The organism is Daejeonella sp., from assembly GCF_044342615.1.
Taxonomy (GTDB): Bacteria; Bacteroidota; Bacteroidia; order Sphingobacteriales; family Sphingobacteriaceae; genus Daejeonella.
The window spans coordinates 1-19,271 of sequence record NZ_JBIIPN010000005.1 but is presented as its reverse complement, the minus strand read 5'-3'; the positions used below and the strand labels follow the sequence as shown (position 1 = coordinate 19,271).

The 19,271-nt window shown below is 34.6% G+C and carries 18 protein-coding genes and 1 pseudogene; 9 read left to right on the top strand and 10 right to left on the bottom strand.

What is annotated here, in order from left to right:
* Positions 1 to 205 precede the first annotated feature (205 nt).
* A complete protein-coding gene (locus ACIQ0D_RS00875) occupies positions 206 to 1,492 on the top strand; it encodes a carboxypeptidase-like regulatory domain-containing protein (RefSeq protein ID WP_395802182.1) in 1,287 nt (428 codons plus the stop codon).
* Between the two features lie 50 nt (positions 1,493 to 1,542).
* On the opposite strand, the gene ACIQ0D_RS00870 is transcribed toward ACIQ0D_RS00875, so the two are convergent.
* The 4 genes from ACIQ0D_RS00870 to recR form a co-directional block, all read right to left on the bottom strand.
* On the bottom strand, positions 1,543 to 1,842 hold the full coding sequence (locus tag ACIQ0D_RS00870; RefSeq protein WP_395802180.1) for a DUF3817 domain-containing protein: 300 nt from the start codon (positions 1,840 to 1,842) through the stop codon (positions 1,543 to 1,545).
* A 91-nt stretch (positions 1,843 to 1,933) separates the two neighbouring features.
* Positions 1,934 to 2,776 carry an alpha/beta hydrolase gene (locus tag ACIQ0D_RS00865; protein WP_395802178.1) on the bottom strand — a complete coding sequence of 281 codons (843 nt, stop codon included), beginning with the start codon at positions 2,774 to 2,776 and terminating at the stop codon, positions 1,934 to 1,936.
* Positions 2,773 to 3,588 carry an SDR family oxidoreductase gene (locus ACIQ0D_RS00860; RefSeq protein ID WP_395802176.1) on the bottom strand — a complete coding sequence of 272 codons (816 nt, stop codon included), beginning with the start codon at positions 3,586 to 3,588 and terminating at the stop codon, positions 2,773 to 2,775. The genes ACIQ0D_RS00865 and ACIQ0D_RS00860 overlap by 4 nt, the downstream gene beginning before the upstream one ends.
* Before the next feature lie 40 nt (positions 3,589 to 3,628).
* Positions 3,629 to 4,246: a recombination mediator RecR gene (gene recR, locus ACIQ0D_RS00855; RefSeq protein ID WP_395802174.1), complete on the bottom strand. Its 618-nt coding sequence runs from the start codon at positions 4,244 to 4,246 to the stop codon at positions 3,629 to 3,631.
* Between the two features lie 154 nt (positions 4,247 to 4,400).
* Between recR and ACIQ0D_RS00850 the strand changes: the two genes are divergently transcribed.
* Positions 4,401 to 5,909: a sodium:solute symporter gene (locus ACIQ0D_RS00850; protein ID WP_395802172.1), complete on the top strand. Its 1,509-nt coding sequence runs from the start codon at positions 4,401 to 4,403 to the stop codon at positions 5,907 to 5,909.
* Positions 5,910 to 5,926: 17 nt separating this feature from the next.
* On the top strand, positions 5,927 to 6,634 hold the full coding sequence (locus ACIQ0D_RS00845; protein ID WP_395802170.1) for a TIGR00730 family Rossman fold protein: 708 nt from the start codon (positions 5,927 to 5,929) through the stop codon (positions 6,632 to 6,634).
* A 57-nt stretch (positions 6,635 to 6,691) separates the two neighbouring features.
* Here ACIQ0D_RS00845 and ACIQ0D_RS00840 read toward each other — a convergent pair whose 3' ends face one another.
* From ACIQ0D_RS00840 to ACIQ0D_RS00815, 6 genes are all read right to left on the bottom strand, one after another.
* On the bottom strand, positions 6,692 to 7,489 hold the full coding sequence (locus tag ACIQ0D_RS00840; protein ID WP_395802168.1) for a PhzF family phenazine biosynthesis protein: 798 nt from the start codon (positions 7,487 to 7,489) through the stop codon (positions 6,692 to 6,694).
* Positions 7,490 to 7,569: 80 nt separating this feature from the next.
* Positions 7,570 to 8,430: an RNA polymerase sigma factor RpoD/SigA gene (locus ACIQ0D_RS00835; protein WP_090697759.1), complete on the bottom strand. Its 861-nt coding sequence runs from the start codon at positions 8,428 to 8,430 to the stop codon at positions 7,570 to 7,572.
* A 200-nt stretch (positions 8,431 to 8,630) separates the two neighbouring features.
* Positions 8,631 to 9,215, bottom strand: a complete 585-nt coding sequence (locus ACIQ0D_RS00830) for a TIGR00730 family Rossman fold protein (protein WP_395802166.1) — start codon at positions 9,213 to 9,215, stop codon at positions 8,631 to 8,633.
* Positions 9,216 to 9,438: 223 nt separating this feature from the next.
* Positions 9,439 to 10,908, bottom strand: coding sequence for an IMP dehydrogenase (gene guaB / locus ACIQ0D_RS00825; RefSeq protein ID WP_395802164.1), 1,470 nt, complete (start codon positions 10,906 to 10,908; stop codon positions 9,439 to 9,441).
* Between the two features lie 133 nt (positions 10,909 to 11,041).
* On the bottom strand, positions 11,042 to 12,316 hold the full coding sequence (locus ACIQ0D_RS00820; RefSeq protein ID WP_395802162.1) for a M16 family metallopeptidase: 1,275 nt from the start codon (positions 12,314 to 12,316) through the stop codon (positions 11,042 to 11,044).
* 1 nt (position 12,317) lies between these two features.
* Entirely contained in the window at positions 12,318 to 13,553 is a 1,236-nt protein-coding gene (locus ACIQ0D_RS00815) for a M16 family metallopeptidase (RefSeq protein WP_395802160.1), read from the bottom strand.
* A gap of 178 nt (positions 13,554 to 13,731) precedes the next feature.
* On the opposite strand from ACIQ0D_RS00815, the gene mqnC reads away from it, so the two are divergent.
* The 6 genes and pseudogenes from mqnC to ACIQ0D_RS00785 all read left to right on the top strand — a co-directional run.
* Positions 13,732 to 14,856, top strand: coding sequence for a cyclic dehypoxanthinyl futalosine synthase (gene mqnC, locus ACIQ0D_RS00810; RefSeq protein ID WP_395802158.1), 1,125 nt, complete (start codon positions 13,732 to 13,734; stop codon positions 14,854 to 14,856).
* An 87-nt stretch (positions 14,857 to 14,943) separates the two neighbouring features.
* Entirely contained in the window at positions 14,944 to 15,726 is a 783-nt protein-coding gene (locus ACIQ0D_RS00805) for a LytR/AlgR family response regulator transcription factor (protein ID WP_395802156.1), read from the top strand.
* Between the two features lie 289 nt (positions 15,727 to 16,015).
* On the top strand, positions 16,016 to 17,839 hold the full coding sequence (locus ACIQ0D_RS00800; RefSeq protein ID WP_395802154.1) for a histidine kinase: 1,824 nt from the start codon (positions 16,016 to 16,018) through the stop codon (positions 17,837 to 17,839).
* A gap of 198 nt (positions 17,840 to 18,037) precedes the next feature.
* Complete coding sequence (gene scpB, locus ACIQ0D_RS00795) at positions 18,038 to 18,604, top strand: SMC-Scp complex subunit ScpB (RefSeq protein ID WP_395802152.1); 567 nt, start codon at positions 18,038 to 18,040, stop codon at positions 18,602 to 18,604.
* Positions 18,605 to 18,704: 100 nt separating this feature from the next.
* Positions 18,705 to 18,905 (top strand): hypothetical protein, encoded by a 201-nt coding sequence (locus ACIQ0D_RS00790; protein ID WP_395802150.1) that lies wholly within the window; start codon positions 18,705 to 18,707, stop codon positions 18,903 to 18,905.
* 70 nt (positions 18,906 to 18,975) lie between these two features.
* Positions 18,976 to 19,271: pseudogene (locus ACIQ0D_RS00785) on the top strand (GNAT family N-acetyltransferase); the annotation flags it as partial.

The window sequence follows — 19,271 nt, the reverse complement described above, 5'->3', positions numbered from 1 at the left end:
TTGATTTGAGAATAAAAACAAAGGAATGTAAAAATTTATGCTGCAATTCAACAGAAATACTAAAAATTTTAAAATGATGATTTTATTTCGTAAATTGTATGTAGGAAATTTACACGAAACCGATAATCTAATGAGCACCTGCTCTGTAAATTTGAATTATAAATTATTGAAAACGCTTCAAGCGAAATGACCTAAAAATAATATTATGAAAAAAACAATCAAATCAATCAGTAGAGAAATTAAAATTATCGCTCTATTTGTTTTCATTTTGGGTTTAGTTTCTTCAGAAGCGAATACATTAAGCAATAACTTAATTGAGAATGATTCTACAAAATTCTTGCAATTTAAAGGTAAGGTTAGCGACATCCGAAGCAAAAAAGAATTAAGCTTTGCCACCTTATCTTTGATCGGCGACAATATTTCAACCGTAACAAATAGCGAAGGCGAGTTCTCAATCAAAGTCCCAAACAATAAACTAGATGGTCGTTTATTAATTAGTTTTTTAGGTTACAAAAACAAAACAATTAATTTAAAGGAGCTCGAAGCAGAAAATAATATAATATTATTAGAGCCATTTAACATCGCCTTGAGCGAGGTAATTGTTTCAACAAACAATGCAGAGCAATTATTTAAGCAGGTTTTGAGTAAAATTGATCAAAATTACGGCTCAAATCAAAACCTCATGACTGGCTTTTACCGCGAAACAATAAAGAAGCGTAAAACTTATTTATCACTTACCGAATCAGTTTTAGAAATAGAAAAGCAGGCTTATAACAGCACTGCAGAAGATATTATACAATTATTTAAAGGTAGAAAATACACGGATTATAATAAGTTAGATACCTTAAGTTTCAAGTTGCAGGGTGGCCCTTACACTTGTGCATATTTAGACATCATGAAGTATCCTGAATTCATATTTACGGATGATCCACTAGCAAACTACAATTTTAACTTAGAAAATAACACACAAATTGGAGACAATAAAGTTTATGTGCTATCTTTTGAACAGAAACCACAAATTGTTGAACCACTTTATTTTGGTAAATTGTATATTGATATGGAGAGTTTAGCTGTAATTAGCGGAAGCTTTAATCTAAATATTGAGAATAAAAAGGCATTAAGTAGTCTTTTTATCCAGAAAAAGCCAAGTGGCTCTGAGGTTTATCCAATTTTAGCAAGCTATCAAATTAATTACCGTGAATTAGATGGGAAATGGCTATTCGCTTATTCGCGTGGCGATATTACCTTCAAGGTAAACTGGGCTAAAAAACTGTTCAATAGCAATTATGATTCTACTATTGAATTAGCTGTTACCAAGGTGGAAAAGAAATCGAATGAGCCTAATAAATTGAGTGAGCGACTTAAACAAAACGTAATCATGATTGATAAGGTTTCAAACTTCTCGGACATCGAATTTTGGGGCGAATACAACATTATTGAGCCTGAGAAATCAATTGAAGCAGCAATTAAGAAGATTCAAAAGCAGCTTTAGTAAGTTTTTATTTGCTTTCTTCGATTTGTTAAAAAGCGGGATACAAATATTTATGCTTGATTTTTCCTAATGGAGAATAGTTTTTTATCAGCGTAAAATGTACCAAAAGGTATTAATGAAGCGATAAAACCTAGGCTAAACTTCCAAAATGACCATTTGTAGAGATAAGTTACCTGTATCAACAATAAAACATAAATTATAAATAGTACGCCATGAACCATTCCAATTACCTTATTAGGTTCTGGCATATCATACCTATATTTTAAAATCATTGTAAAACCGATAAGTAAAAAAGATATTCCTTCAATTAAGGCAATAAATCTAAAACGATCAAGCGGGTTTTTAAACATGAATCTTTACTTCTATTAAATGCAAAATTAGATAATAATTAAAGTAGAATAATCAGCTGAAAGTAAATCCTTACTGAAATTAATCGCTGAATCAGCGAATACGATCCATAAAGCTCAAAATCATATTATACATCTTATTTCTGCGAAAAATCATTTGCGAAATCATTCCGACGTGTTTTTTACCTTGAATAATGGTTAGTTCACTCTTCTTATTGGCATTGATCAGTTCCTTGTTTAATCTGTCCGACTGTTTTTTAATTGCTGGATAGGTATTTTCACCAACAAAAATCAAATATGGATTGTGTACGTTTTCAAGGTAAAAAATAGGAGAACCTGTCTTCCAAAGATTAGTATCTTTTGAAAAGGTATTCATAAAACTCTCCGTTTGTTTATTTTTCTCTGCAAGAGTGAGGTACTCGTACATATCCATTCCAAAGCCATCATTTAATATAACCGCGCGAATTGGATTAGTAATTCCTATTTGATTAAAAAACCGAGGATCATTATTAATTAAAGCTGCCAAATGCCCCCCTGCCGAGTGCCCCATTACAAAAATACGGTCCGGATTACCTCCAAATTTCGCTATGCTATCCCTCACCCATTTTATTGCTCCTGAACAATCAGAAGCCATTTTTTCGTATTGAGCTTCGGGACTTAAACTATAATTAATGATTACAGAAACCACATTTTTGCGAGCCATATTTTTTCCTAGCCACCAATAGGTTTCTTTTTTTCCACTATCCCATGAGCCTCCATGAATAAAAACAAAAACATCTTTGGCCTGCTCAATATTTTTAGGATAATAAACATCCAACAGATTTCTAGGGTTGTTCGCTGATCCATTATATGAAATATTTCTTTTCACCCCAATTCCAGCTATTACAACTGAAATGCCTGAAAGCCACAAAAACATAATTAGTACGTATTTTTTCATTTAATCAATGGATCTTTTTCTTTAGTGAAATGATTATAAACCAAGCCATCTAACCATGAAGGCAGCACTTTATTAAGAAAAACAGTCAATTTACCTTGGAAAGTCATAACAAGAGAACGTTTGCGCTGTTCAACACCCCTCACTATAATTTCAGCAACTTGATCAGAACTCATCATTTTAGCTTCATCCATACTAGTTTCGCCTTGAGATGTACCATCTTTTGCAAGTGCAACATTACGGATATTGGATGCTGTAAATCCCGGTGAAGCAATCATAACATGTAAGCCCGTTTTTAAATTTTCGACCCTCAAGGCTTCCAAAAAACCATTCATGGCAAATTTCGAGGCCGAATAGCCTGTCCTCCCTGGAAGTCCGCGATAACCCGCAATCGACGAAACACCAACAACAGAACCTTGATTTTTCAATAATTCAGGTAATGCAAATTTGGTACAGTAAACAGTCCCCCAAAAATTAACATCCATTAAATTCCTTAGTACTAACAAATCCAAATCCTTAAATAAAGCCCTCATAGAAATACCAGCATTATTTATAAGCACATCAATACGCTTGAATGAATTATTAGCTTGATCAATCAAATCTTTGCAATCCGATTCTTTAGAAACATCACACTGAACTGCAATGGCTCTTATGCCATAACGTTTTTCAAGATCTTGAGCCACTTCACAAAGTGTAACATATTGACGAGCACCAAGCACCAAATTAGCTCCCTTTTTAGCAAACTGCTCCGCACATGATTTTCCTATTCCTGATGATGCACCCGTAATTATAACCGTTTTGTTTTTAAGATTCATTGAAAATGATTTTGTTAATTTTATAGTGTAAAAAGCTAGATTATCTACTTAATGAGTTTTCATAGGGAACTCGAGTAGCAATAGATCTTCCCAAAGTAATTTCATCTACATATTCTAATTCGCCACCAAAGGCAATTCCTCTAGCAATTGTACTGATTTGCACTCCAGAATCCTTTAATTTTTTATATAAATAAAAAATAGTTGTATCCCCTTCCATGGTGGCGCTAATGGCAAGAATAACTTCTTTTATCGCACCCTCCTTTACCCGATCAACTAATTTATCAATGCTCAAATCTGATGGTCCAATCCCATCCATCGGCGAAATCAATCCGCCTAAAACATGATAAACACCTTGATAAGTCCCAGTATTTTCAATCGCCATCACATCCCTTGTATCTTCAACAACACAAACTAAGGATTTATCTCTTTTTACAGAACTACAAATTTCGCAAACAGCATGATCTGAAATATTGAAGCAAATTTCGCAAAAACGAATATCTCTTTTTAAAGTAGTGAGGGCATTACTAAACTTTTCTACCTCGGCAGTCGGCTGATTTAATAAATGCAAAACCAAACGCAAGGCAGTTTTCTGTCCAATTCCCGGTAAAGACGAAAATTCGTTGACCGCATTTTCTAAAAGTTTAGAAGAAAAATTCATGTTGCAAATTTAAATTTAAAAATACTGATTTCCGCACATGCTTGATGCTTAATTTATTAGACTCATTAAAATCAAAAAAATGCGAGAAGCATGAAATGATTTAAACGAAATATGAAATATTTGTTAATTTAGACGTTTACAAAAATAAATAATTATGGCTCCAGGCATTTTATTAAGCTTTTTATTAGGATATTTTATCATTCTCCTAAGCATTTCATACTTTACATCAAAAAAATCGTCCGACAACTCCACCTTCTTTACAGCAAATAGAAATTCAAAGTGGTATTTAGTTGCCTTTGGAATGATTGGAACTGCATTATCTGGTGTAACCTTTGTGTCAGTCCCCGGTGAAGTAGGAAACCCCGCAGGTAATGAATTCAAATATTTTCAGTTTGTTTTGGGTAATGCCATTGGCTTTATTTTGATTGCCACGGTTTTACTCCCCCTTTATTATCGCATGAACCTAACTTCAATTTATACCTATATTGAAGAACGTTTAGGAACATACAGCTATAAAACAGCGGCTAGTATCTTTCTTTTAAGCAGAACGATTGGTTCATCCTTTAGACTCTATTTGGTAGTTATCGTGTTACAAAGATTCATTTTCGACTCTTATGGCGTTCCATTTTGGGCAACTGTATTAATTTCTTTGGGATTAATCTGGTCTTATACCTATAAAGGCGGATTGAAAACTATCATTATTACAGACACCCTTCAGACGATATTTTTGGTTTTGTCGGTAATTTTAACTATATTCTTTATCTGCGATAGCCTTGATTTGAATATTTTCCAAGCATTTGAAACCATCAAGAATAGCGGTTATTCCAAGGTGTTCTTCTACGAGGATTTTATAACCAGTAAATTCCATGTGAGCAAGCAATTGTTGGGTGGGATATTTGTAACCATCGCAATGACTGGTCTAGACCAAGATATGATGCAGAAAAACTTAAGCTGCAAAAATATTGGTGAAGCACAAAAAAACATGTTTACTTTCACTGCGGTATTTGTAGTAATTAATATTTTCTTTTTGAGTGTTGGTGCATTATTATATGTTTATGCAAGTCAAAATGGCATTGAAATACCCGTAGATAGTATAACTGGTAAGCCACGTACCGACTTCCTATTTCCAGAAATTGCACTTAATCACCTAGCAGCAATACCTGCAATTGTATTTATGTTGGGATTAACAGCAGCAACTTTTGCGACTACAGATTCTGCATTAACTGCCTTAACAACGTCGTTTTGTGTAGATTTCTTAGACTTCTCAAAAAAGGAAGATATCAATTCTAAAGCATCAATAAGAAATAGACACTTGGTACATATTGGTTTTTCATTATTTATGTTTTTGGTAGTAATCCTCTTCAATGCAGTAAATAATGCAGCTGTGGTGAGTGCAATTTTCATTGTAGCATCTTATACTTACGGTCCATTATTAGGGCTATACGGATTTGGTTTATTTGTAAAAAGTAGAGGAGTTAGAGATAAATTAGTACCAATTATCTGTCTTATTTCTCCAGCTGTTTGTTATTTCTTAAATGCAAATTCAGCTACTTTAATGGGTGGATACGTTTTTGACAATGAACTTATTGTTGTTAATGGTTTAATCACTTTTATCGGATTAATACTCATTAGCAAGCCTAAAACAGGCAATACGGAATTTTAATTCAAACAGAGAATAATATGAGCATGGATGATAAGCTGAGAAATGCCTTTGAAAATAAAAATTGGCAAGAAATAAAAGTAACCGACTCTTGGCAGATATTTAAAATCATGGCCGAATTTGTGGATGGCTTTGAAAAACTTGCTAAAATTGGTCCATGTGTTTCAATTTTCGGTTCTGCAAGAACTGCATCTGAAAACAAATATTATAAAATTGCTGAAGATTGTGCTCGTATGTTAACAGAGCGTGGTTATGGGGTAATTTCTGGCGGCGGACCAGGTATTATGGAGGCCGCAAACAAAGGTGCATTTGAAGCAGGAGGTAAATCAGTAGGCTTAAATATCGACCTTCCTTTTGAACAATTCCATAATAAATATATTGATCGCGATAAAATCCTAGAATTCGACTATTTCTTTGTCCGCAAGGTGATGTTCATGAAGTACTCGCAAGGCTTTATTGTACTACCAGGTGGCTTTGGCACCATGGATGAGCTATTTGAAGCCCTAACCCTTATCCAAACAGGGAAAGTGGCACGCTTCCCTATCGTATTGGTAGGAAAAGATTATTGGTCGGGATTGATGGAATGGGTAAAAAATACGATGCTAAATGTAGAAAATAACATCAAAGAAGATGATTTAAATCTATATCGATTAGTTGATACAGCGGAAGAAGCCACAGAGCATATCTTCCGTTTCTACGATAAATATGTATTGAAACCGAATTTTTAACTCAATTAATATCCATGAAAATGAAGGTTTCGATCTTCATTTTCATGGATATTTAACCTAACTATTGACCGAAATCTCTCCCTGAAGATAGGTAATTGCCTTCCCCGACATCAGTACACGTTCTCCTTTATTTTCACACCATAGCTCTCCCATTCGTGCTGATACTTGATAGGCATGAAGTTTATCCTTGCCCAATTTCGAAGCCCAATAAGGAATTAAATTACAATGAGCAGATCCCGTAACAGGATCTTCATCAATACCAACGGCAGGAGCAAAAAATCGCGATACAAAATCACTGTTTAGTCCGGGGGCAGTAACTACAAAACCCAATGAATCCATTTGCTTCAAACGACTAAAATCAGGCTTTAGTGATTTTATCACTTCTTCACTTTCATAAACGATAAAATAATCTCTAGAACGAAGAATTTGAATAGGATCTCCACCTCCCATTGCTTCAATTAAGCCAGAAGGCACTTCACAAGCATGCGGAGGCCTTGAGGGGAAGTTGAGTGTATAAACGTCATCTCCTTTGCTTACAGTTAATGTTCCTGCCTTTAGCGTATGAAAATGGATTATATCCGATGAATGGTTCAAATGCTTGAATAATACATGTGCAGTTGCTAAAGTAGCATGACCACATAAATCAACCTCCGACTCAGGAGTGAACCAACGCAATTCAAAATCATTCCCCTGGCGAATAAAAAAGGCCGTTTCGGCAAGATTATTTTCTGCTGCTATTTTTTGCAAGAGAGGGGCTGGTAACCACTCATGTAGCGGACAAACAGCTGCGGGGTTACCACCAAATAACTTATCTGTAAAGGCATCAACCTGAAAAATGGGAATGGTAAGCATCATAATTTTTAATAAATGACCAATTTAATCAAAAAAAAAGATCGAGCCATGACTCGATCTTTCCAATTCTAAAAAAATATTTTTTAACCTAGGTAAGATTTCAAAATCTTACTTCTTGAGGTATGGCGTAAGCGTTGTAAAGCTTTATCCTTAATTTGACGCACACGTTCGCGTGTTAAATTAAACTTCTCACCAATTTCTTCAAGAGAAAGAGGATGATTAGTACTTAAACCGAAGAACAATACGATAATTTCGCGCTCTCTTTCAGTAAGTGTTGATAATGAACGCTTAATCTCTTCAGATAAAGACTCATTAATTAGATTACTATCGGTGTTGGGATCACTATTTTCAAGAACATCTAACAAGGTATTTTCTTCACCTTGAACAAATGGAGCATCCATTGAAACATGGCGACCAGAGTTACTTAAAGTATCAGAGATTTTCTCAACTGTAGTTTCCAGGTTATCTGCTAATTCTTCTGGAGATGGCTCGCGTTCAAACTCCTGCTCTAATCTTGAGAAAGCCTTACTTATCTTACTCAAAGAACCAACCTGGTTTAATGGAAGACGAACAATACGTGATTGCTCAGCAATAGCCTGCAAAATTGACTGACGGATCCACCAAACAGCGTATGAAATAAATTTAAAACCTTTGGTTTCATCAAAACGTTTTGCTGCTTTAATCAATCCAAGGTTTCCTTCATTAATCAAATCGCCTAAGGTTAATCCCTGATTTTGATATTGCTTAGCAACAGAAACCACAAAACGTAAATTCGTTTTTGTTAAACGCTCAAGAGCAGCTTGATCGCCCTCTCTAATTTTTTGTGCAAGAATTACTTCTTCTTCTGCTGTAATTAAATCTACCTTACCAATTTCGTGTAAATACTTGTCTAACGACTGCGATTCACGATTGGTAATCGATTGGGTTATTTTGAGTTGTCTCATTTATGAATAAATACGCTTTATGAAAGTGTGCAAATCTAAATAAAATCCACGAGCAAATCGAGTTTTTTTATTAAAATTTAGCTGATTTTTAGGGATTTAGCAATATTTTTTGCCGATTTTTAATACAACAAAAACCATTCCATTTTTACCATTTTGACTAATTATTACATAAATAACGTAATATTTCCCAGATGTATATATTAGATCAAATTTCTATCTCTAAACCAAACATCGTCTGGTTTAGAATCAAATTGCTCCATTAAGCTTACGAGATTGGCAGGATTTTCGTGCGAAATAACTAAATCACGATTAATTGGCTTCAAAAATTTCTGTTCAACCATTTTATCCATTTGCAAGAGAATAGGATCATAGAAGCCTCCTACATTTAAAATTCCGATGGGATTATTATGCAAGCCGAGTTGTAACCAAGTTAGCACCTCAAAAAACTCTTCCATGGTACCAAAACCGCCAGGCATAGTGATTACACCATCCGAAATATCAGCCATTTTCTGCTTTCGCTGATGCATATTTTCAGTTATAATCAATTCTGTTAATCCAGTATGCCCAACCTCCTTATCCATTAAAAACTGAGGGATTACCCCAATGGCCTTTCCTCCACGATCTAGAACCGCATCAGCAATACGCCCCATAACTCCCACTCTACCACCGCCAAAAACCAAGGTAATTTCCTTTTCGGCAAAAACATCCGCCAAATCGTTAATTGCTTTTAATAACAGTGGGTCTCCATTAATGTTTGCACCACAGAATACAGAGATTGATTTCATTTTTAATGAATTAAAATTGGTGTGATTAAAAATCTAACCACAAGTAAATTTACTGCTCACCTATCCCACCCAGCCTGAATTCTTTGATTTCAAAGAGGACAGGTCGCGACCTGTCCCTACGCATAAGTGCTAAGCCAAATTTATCCGCCAAGCCTGATAACTGACAACTGATAACCTATAACTAATTTCTAGCTACCTAAAACTAAATACTAACTACTAAATACTATCTACTATAGTTAGGAGCCTCCTTAGTAATCGTGATATCATGCGGGTGACTTTCGCGCATTCCTGCCGCGGTAATTTTTACGAATCGAGCATCCTGAAGATCGCCGATTGTTGCCGCACCGCAATATCCCATACTGGCTCTTAGTCCGCCAATTAACTGATACATCACCTCCGCAAGAGTACCTTTAAATGGCACGCGGCCAACGATACCTTCTGGGACTAATTTCTTTATATCATCTTCCACATCTTGGAAATAACGATCTTTCGATCCCTGCTCCATAGCCTCGATTGAGCCCATTCCGCGATAAGATTTAAACTTTCTGCTTTCGTAAATGATTGTTTCACCTGGAGATTCTTCCACTCCAGCAAATAAAGAACCTGCCATAATGGTACTTGCACCCGCCGCAATGGCCTTAGCAATATCACCAGTCTGCTTAATGCCACCATCAGCAATAACTGGCACCCCGCGACCTTTTAGAGCCTTAGCGCACTCATAAACAGCATATAATTGCGGAACACCAACGCCCGCAATAATACGAGTAGTACAAATTGACCCTGGTCCAATACCAACCTTAACCGCATCTGCACCCGCATCTGCAAGAGCAATTGCCGCCTCACCCGTAGCGATATTACCTACAACCACCTGAAGATCAGGATATTTAGCTTTTACTTCTTTTAATTTTAAAATAACTCCCTTTGAATGACCATGTGCTGTATCGATGGTGATTACATCCACACCCGCCTTTACTAAAGCATCCACACGATCTAATGTATCTGGAGTTACACCAACTGCTGCACCAACCCTCAAACGACCGTGCTCATCTTTACAAGCATTTGGGAAGTTTTTGAATTTCTGAATGTCTTTGAAGGTAATTAAGCCTGTTAAAACACCATCCTTATCCACCACCGGAAGTTTCTCGATTTTATGATCCTGAAGAATTTCTTCTGCCTGCTTTAAAGTTGTACCTGCTGGTGCGGTAATTAGATTTTCGCTAGTCATTACATCCCGCACAGGGCGTTTCATATCTTTTTGAAAGCGTAAATCACGATTGGTAATGATTCCAACCAATTTACGATCTGCAGAAATGACTGGAATACCCCCAATTTTATAATCCTTCATGATTAAAAATGCATCCGAAACCAATGCATCTTCATTAAGCGTTACTGGATCTTGGATAATCCCACTTTCTGAACGCTTAACTTTACGAACCTCATCGGCTTGCAGTGCAATACTCATATTTTTATGAAGCATGCCTATTCCGCCAGCCTGAGCGATTGCTATCGCAAGTCCCGCCTCCGTAACTGTATCCATTGCCGCCGAAACAATCGGTACATTCAATTTGATTTTACGAGTAAAATACGTGCTGGTATCTACATCTCGCGGTAAAACTTCTGAATAAGCTGGGATTAATAATACATCGTCATAGGTAAGACCTTCTGAGACGAATTTTTCTGGATCTAAGTGCATAGCAAATAATTGAGGGGTTATTATTTGCCAGGCAAAGATAGAAAAAAATATTGAAAAATCGAAATAATACTTGAAAAACAGGAATACAAGACCTGATTTGAATGCCTAAAACAATCAAATCAGGTCTATTTAACTATTTCTTTCCTACAATTATCTTTTCAAAGGAATCAAAGTTTAAATATTTATTGGCTATTGCCTGAATTTCAGTAGGTTTTATATTTCTTACCGTATCTATATATGTTGAATAGTAATCGTAATTGAGGCCAGAAAAATAAATATTTTTAAATTTATCGGCATGCGAAAGGGAGTTTTCGAGACTTCCAAGCATGGAACCGAGCATGTAATTTCTAACTAAAGAAAGTTCACCTTCCGAAACTTCCTGCTCCTTTAAAATTGTGATTTCTTTTTCTATTTCGGTCATGGCAGCGCTACAAACATCTGCTCCCACTTCGGAGGCGATAAAGAAATAACCAGCATTCTTCATAGAAACCAAAGCGGAGCCAATTCCATAGGTAAAGCCCTTATCCTCACGGATATTGGCCATTAATCGAGAGCCAAAATAACCTCCAAAAATAGTATTAACAACCTGTAAAGAAGCAAAATCTGGATGTGTTCTATTGATAGAAACCTGTCCGATACGTATTGCAGACTGTAAAGCATCTTCTCTTTCAAGATAATGCTCTGTACCGGCTCCCTTTACAAATTCGAATTTATTCTCCTTAAAATCGCTTGTATTTTCCCAATCTCTACCAAAATGTTGATCAATCAATGAAATGGTACTTTCTTTAACCTTCCCAGAGACAATTACAGTGCAATTTTTAGCCTGATAAGCTTCTTTAAAATAATTCAATAATTGCGCGCGATCTAATTGGTCATAATCACTAGCCGAAATATCGTAGCCGTAAAGGGTATCCCCAAATAAAACATTGCTGAAGGTTTTCCGGCTCAAAAAATCATTTTTTTCAAGGCTAACACTCAACTTTTGCTTTTGGTTACGAATTAAGGTATCTAATTCAACCTGTGGAAATTGTGAATCTGAAATAATGGCCTTCACAATTGGCAAAGTGCTTGCCAGATGCTTATTTAAAGTAAAAAGGGTGACTGTTGAATGATCATTAGCATATTCCGTTTGAAGAAATGCGCCATAATAATCAATCTTATCCGCTATTTCGGTCGAACTAAGCTCTGATGTCCCATCATTTAACATGGTATTAGTTGCAAATGTTTGCAGAGGTTTTTTCGGATCGTAATTTATATTTGAAAAAATAAACTCAATACGAACAAGATCCTGTTCTCCCCCATCCACGCTAAAAACCTTTAAACCATTTGCTAAAACCAAAGGCTTTGCTTTTAGCAAATCTATATTTTCAACTTCCTTAAATTCAGGTGCAAGTGCTCTATCTATCATGTTAATTTGCTAAATAATATAAAGTGGATGAATTTTCTTTGCGGAAGATATGTTTTGCCTGATTACGAATATCTTCGGCGCTCACATTCAAGTACTTTTGTGTTTCCACATTCAATTGTTCAGCATCCCCAAGTAATTCAAAATAAGCGAGATTCATGGCTTTGTCTAACAAACTCATTTCAGAAAATACCATGGTAGATTCCATTTTATTTTTGACTTTGGTGAGCTCATCTTCTGGAACCAACTCCGTACCAATTCGATTTAATTCCTCCCAAATTGCCGCCTCTGCAAGCTCCATAGATACACCGGGTAAAGGTTTACCCTCCACTACGAACAAACCAGCATCAAGACTACCCGTGAGATAGGCATTAATATCACTAAATAACTTCCTATCTTTCAATAAGTTGCGGAACAATCTTGATGAGTTGCCTCTAGATAAAATATCGGAAACTAAATCAGCAGCGTAATAACCAGCTTCGGTACGCGCCGGCATATGAAATACTTTATAAATTGCATTTAATGGCACATTTGCTTGTACTGTCTCTTTACGCTCTTCAATTTGATCATCTTCAATCGGCAATAATCTAGGCAATTTCTCACCTGAAGGGATATTTCCGAACCATTTTTCTGCTAAACGCTTTATCTCATCAACTTTTACATCCCCACCAACAACCATTATGGCATTGCTAGGATTGTAGTGACGCGCAAAGAAAGCCTTTACATCATCTATATTGGCATTTTCAATATGATCAAGCGATTTCCCAATGGTTGCCCATTGATAAGGGTGCTGTTTATATGCCATTGGCCTTAATTTAAGCCAAACATCGCCATAAGGCTGATTAAGATAACGCTGTTTAAACTCTTCACAAACTACATTTCTTTGCACCTCCAGACTCTTTTCGGAAAATGCGAGGCTCAACATTCTGTCGCTTTCCAACCAAAAAGCCGTTTCTAAGTTTACTGAAGGCAGTGTGATATAATAATTAGTGATATCATTACTTGTAAAAGCATTGTTCTCACCTCCTACGCGCTGCAAAGGCTCATCATAAGAAGGAATATTAACAGATCCACCAAACATTAAATGTTCGAATAAATGAGCAAAACCTGTTTGATCTGGATGCTCATCACGGGCACCTACATCATACAAAATATTAACAACCGCCATGGGTGTAGTAGGATCTTCATGAACCAATACTTTAAGACCATTTGCAAGTGTAAAACGTTCGAAAGAAACCATAAATTGGAAAAATTAAGAATGCAAAATTACGGATATTTTAAGGATTTTGAATGATAATCATAGCTAATAATGAGCAATTACAAATAAAATAGGTGGGAAATAATTTTCTGATTGTCATATTCTTTGATTTGCCAATTCACAATTACATTCCTTTGTGAAATCTATATTATATTTGCCTATGGATACTTCTGAACTGCTAATTCGGGCACTAAATTTTGAATTCCTCAGTGCTGAGGAAGGATTATTTCTTTTTAAACATGCCAGCACATCCGATTTGATGTACACGGCAAATGAGCTACGAAAAAAGCAAGTCCCACATAATAAAGTCACTTGGATTATTGACCGCAACGTAAACACAACCAACGTCTGTATTGCCAATTGCAAGTTCTGTAATTTTTTCAGAAGACCAGGACACGACGAAAGCTATATTACTGATATTGAGACTTATAAAGTTAAAATTGAGGAGACTTTCCGTTATGGTGGTGATCAACTTTTGTTACAAGGCGGGCATCATCCAGACCTTGGTTTACAATTTTACGTCGATTTATTTAAGCAACTCAAAGAATTATATCCAACCCTAAAACTACACTCTTTAGGTCCGCCAGAAATAGCCCACATTGCCAAACTTGAGAACTTAAGCCATACAGAAGTATTAAAAGCATTGATGGACGCAGGTTTAGACTCACTTCCAGGTGCGGGTGCCGAAATATTGAATGATCGAGTAAGAAGATTAATTTCAAAGGGTAAATGTGGCGGACAAGAATGGTTAGATGTGATGCGTGCGGCGCATCAGTTGGGATTAACCACTTCAGCAACCATGATGTTTGGGCATGTAGAAACCCTAGAAGAGCGTTTTGAGCATTTGGTTTGGTTACGTGAAGTCCAAGCTGAGAAACCAACAGATTCCAAAGGATTTATTGCCTTTATTCCTTGGCCATTTCAAGATGATGGAACATTATTAAAAAAGGTTCGAGGAATTACCAATCAGGTAAGTGCGGATGAATATATTCGAATGATTGCATTGAGTAGAATTATGCTACCGAATGTAAAAAACATACAAGCATCATGGTTAACAGTAGGTAAGCAAGTTGCTCAAATCTGTTTACATGCAGGTGCAAATGATTTTGGATCCATCATGATTGAGGAGAATGTAGTATCTGCAGCAGGAGCTCCGCATCGTTTCACCTCGCAGGGAATACAGGATTCGATTAAAGAAGCAGGCTTTGAGCCACAGCTCAGAACACAGCAGTATGAGTTCAGAGAATTGCCCAAAATAACTCAGCAACAAATAATTGAGTACTAATACTCAAAAAAATATACCGTTTACTCATTTTTATTGTTAAATTCAATTTATTACAAATACTTTAGGTATGAACGTAATTGATTAAATATGACAATAAATGCGATTATAGTTGACGATGAAGAATATTCACGCAAATCTTTGTATTTCCTATTGGAGGTACATTGTCCTAATGTAAAAGTTAAAGGCATCGCTAAATCTGTTTCGGAAGCGAAAGGAATGCTTTTAGCAGGAAATATTGATCTAGTATTCTTAGACATTGCCATGCCAATTGAGGATGGGTTCTATTTATTACCAGATATTCAAAAGGTTAACTCTTCAGTAATTTTCACAACCGCTTATGATCAATACGGACTAAAAGCACTGAAAGCCAATGCTATTGATTATATATTGAAACCAATCGATATTGAGGAATTAAAGCAAGCAGTAGAAAAGGCAATTTATTTACGAAAGCTAACACTAAACAACCTTAGAGGTAGTGAAAGTAGAAATACTAGATTACAGAATCTGGAGGAAAACCTAAATGATCTTAAAAAAATCAATAAAATAAACCTGCCCAATTCAAATGGTTTTCAAATATTAAATGTAAATCAGATTGTTTATGTGTCGGCAGACAGTAATTATTCAATTTTTTACCTTGATAACAAGGAAAGTATAATTGTCTCAAGACATCTAAAAGAATACCAGGAACTCTTGGAAAAATCTGGTTTTAGTAGGATTCATAAATCAACTATAATTAACTTAAAACACTTGAGTGATTATACCAATAAAAATGGTTTGATTGTAAAGCTGTCCGACAATTCGGAGCATGTAGTATCCAGACGACGTTCGTCCGAATTTTTAGATACTGTAAGGCATTATTTTAAAAGATAAATAATTTTTGAATTGTTGGGATTTATCACTTGTCCTTCCGGAATGATCCGGAACCGTTAACTAATTAAAATATACCACTCACTCATTTATTTTTCTTTTTAATTAAAATAATATGATTTTTAAAACACTAAGCCAATATTAAAAACTATCGAGATATATTATTTATCATAAGATAAAAAAACATTGGTGTAAAAAAAGGCGGTTGGAGCGTTTGGGGCGTTCCGCCGCCTTTATTGTATAAATATCATGCTTATTAATTGTTGTCGAAAATTTTAAAATCAAATAATAATTGAAAAATAAATTATTTATTACAGGCAATTTAATTACCATTTTATTAGCCACCTTCTTTTTTTTATTCTATTCATTTAAACTTGAAAGACCGTTTAATATCCCCATAAAGCTTATACTAGGAAATTCGGTAGGAGTTATTAACAAAATTGACACCCTTAAAATCATAAAAATTAATGAATCGGCATTAAACTTTCGATTTACAAATCCTCAAAAAACAATCAGTTTAGCCAATGTTGCATTGAAATTATCAAATTCAGCAAATTATGTAAGAGGAATTGGGGAATCTTTTAGAGTAAAAGGAATTGGATATTATTATTTAAGTGATAATGAGCAAGCTATTCGTAATTACCTAGAAGCATTAAACCAATTTACATTAATAAATGACATCAAAAAACAAGCGAGGGTTTATAATAACATAGGCCGACTTTATGGAGCTCATGATTATAATAAATCATTGAGTTATTATACAAAATCACTGAACATAGCAAGTAAACTAGGTGATCAAGAATTACATTCAGGCGTATGTTTTAACATTGCCAACATTTTACAATCACAATCCAGATTTAAACAGGCGCTTTTCTATTATAACCGCTGCAATAAAATATTTGAATCGAGAAAAGATACTATAAACTTGATTATAAACTACCTTTTTACTGGAACTGTTTATCATCAATTAAAAGACTACAAAGAAGCTCAATGGAGAATTAAAAAAGCAATAGAGGGAGCCAAAACAAGAAAATTATATCCAACACTAGTCGATTCTTACACCTGCTTATCCAAAATGTACATCGAACAAGGCAGATTTCATGAAGCAGAAATAAACATTCAAGAAGGCTTCAAATATTCCGACATAAACGAAAATAAAGGTTTTTCTTATAATTTATTACATGCTGCGTATCAGCTCGAAAGTGCAAGAAACAACTATAAAAATGCACTAAAATACTTAGTGCAAATACATAAATACGATAGTCTCCAATTATCAAAAAATCAAATTGACAATCTTGGGAAAACCACAAGAAATCATCTTCAAGAACAAAAAATCCGAGAAAATGAATTAATAATTGAAGGTTCGAAATATAAAGAAACTTTTTTTTGGTGGACAATAACCATCATATTTTTATTGTTACTAATCACCGTATTAATTGGGTTAGGTACTTATTTTGTTCTTCGAAAAATCAGAAGAAGAAAAGATATTGAAATAGAAAATAGAATTACAGTGCTTGAGCAAAAAACGCTACAAGGCATGATGAATCCACATTTTATCTTTAATGTTTTAAATACGATTCAGTATTTTATTAATCAGGATGATTCAAAAGAAGCCAATAGAATACTAACCTTATTTGCAAGATTAATGCGAAAGCATCTTGAAATTTGCCTAAAAAGTTCTATTACGCTAACAGAAGAGATAGAATATCTCTCTTTATACCTATCTATAGAGAAAATAAGATTCGCAGAAAAAATGGATTATGAAATAAGTATTCAAGAAAACATCAATCCTGAAGTTATAATTTTACCTCCTCTACTCATTCAACCTTTTATAGAAAATGCAATTTGGCACGGTATTATACCCAAAGAAAGTAAAGGATTAGTGAATCTTAATTTTACTTTACAAAATAATCAACTAGAAATAAGAATTATAGATGATGGGATTGGAACTTCAAATTCAAAAAATAATAAATCAAGCAATCATATAAGTCGCGGTTTAGAGCTAATTCAAGAAAGAGTAAAACTTTTAAATAAACTAAGCAATAAGAAAATTATTATTAGAAATATAGCTACAGGAAAAACAGGGACACAGATTTCGATAATAATACCAATATAAAAAAAGGAAGCATTTCTGCTTCCTTTAACATAAACCAAAACTAAATATCAAATTATTCTTATAAAGCAAAGAAGATGAAATTTTTAATATTAACGATAAAATAAACTTATTATTATATCAAAAACATAAAAAATAAATGATTATATTTTTTTTTCAAAAACATCTTTTTGAATAAAAATCATTGTGTTATGTTTGTCCATGAGTTTTGAGAAGCCACAAATTTTTATTGAAGCATTAATCTTTGCGTCAGATAAAAGTATAACTGAAGAGGAAATTTTGCAGGTCTTGTCTGACATCATGGAAGATCCTTTAAAAATTGAGGAAATAAGAGAACACATAGAACGGATACGAGTTAAGTATCAAGAATTAGATCTTGCAATAGAATTAGTTCAAATTAATGGGGGTTACCAATTTCTCACTAAAAAAGACTATTATCAAGTTGTAAACCAATTGCAGATACAAAGATCGAAGAAAAAATTAAGTCAGGCAGCACTCGAAACCCTTTCTATCATTGCGTATAAACAACCAATCACAAAATTGGAAGTAGAACAAATTAGGGGCGTAAATTGCGATTATACAGTACAGAAACTACTTGAGAAAGAATTAATCAGCATTTCAGGAAAAGCCGATTCTGTAGGTAAACCTCTTTTGTATAGTACGAGCAGTTTATTTATGGATTATTTCGGAATAAATTCAACAAAAGATCTTCCACAGATGAATGAATTAAAGTCTGAAACAAATACAATTGGCGAGCAAACAGAGTAAAAAAACAATTGAAAAAAAAATTAAAAAATAGCTTTTGAAATTCAAATTCTTCTTAATTTTATAATCATAATAAACCACGAATAATTGTAAATTTCTAAAGATGAAGTCGCCAAAAAAAACAACAAAAAGCGAAGGACCAAGCAAAAAAGCTGTTAAGGGTCCTGTGAAGGAGAAAAATAATTTGACAGACCCTAAAGAATCAAATCGTCCAATTTTAGATGAGGACGATGAGTTTGACATCCCTCTCGATGATGACATTCAGGATTTCGACAGCTTTGACGACGAAGATGACGATTTTTAAATAAAAGCCCTCAATACATATTCAGGCATCCAGTATTCTGGATGCTTTTTTTAATTAATTCCAAAGCAAAATGATTTTAATAGAAGTTGACAATAACACTACTGCTACAGAGTTTTTAAATGTTGCACGTGAACTTTATAAAAATGATCAAAACTGGGTTTGTCCCCTCGATAAAGATATTGAAGCTGTCTTTGACCCTAAGAAAAACAATTTCCATTCACATGGAACTTGTACTAGATGGGTATTAAAATCAGAAAATGGTGAACTTATTGGACGTATTGCAGCATTTATAAATGAAAATAAGGCATATCAACCGGCACAAGCGACTGGTGGTATAGGTTTCTTCGAATGTATTAATGGTACAAA